The organism is Bartonella sp. CL63NXGY (genome assembly GCF_042194905.1).
Taxonomy (GTDB): Bacteria; Pseudomonadota; Alphaproteobacteria; order Rhizobiales; family Rhizobiaceae; genus Bartonella.
The window spans coordinates 333-593 of the sequence record NZ_JBHINK010000136.1 but is presented as its reverse complement, the minus strand read 5'-3'; the positions used below and the strand labels follow the sequence as shown (position 1 = coordinate 593).

At 39.5% G+C, this 261-nt stretch carries 1 pseudogene; it reads left to right on the top strand.

Annotated elements, in window-relative coordinates:
* Positions 1 to 249, top strand: a pseudogene (locus tag ACFIK0_RS09735) (peroxidase); the annotation flags it as partial.
* Positions 250 to 261: the final 12 nt, after the last annotated feature.

Below are 261 nucleotides of genomic sequence, written 5' to 3'. Positions count from 1 at the left end.
GAACAAGAAAAGTTCAAGAATGCCCATAATGTTGCCTCACAAGCAAAAATCAACGGGGTTGAACAGAAGATTGTTCGAATGAACGTCCCTTATTCCGATCCAGCTTCTGGTAATACTGGAACTTACTTTATCGGTTATGCTCGTCACTGGGAAGTTACTAAGAAAATGCTTGAAAACATGTTGGAAAAGAATGACTACCTGCTTTCCTTCTCCGACATTTTAGGCGGGCAACTGTTGTTTATTCTTTGATGACTATTAGTT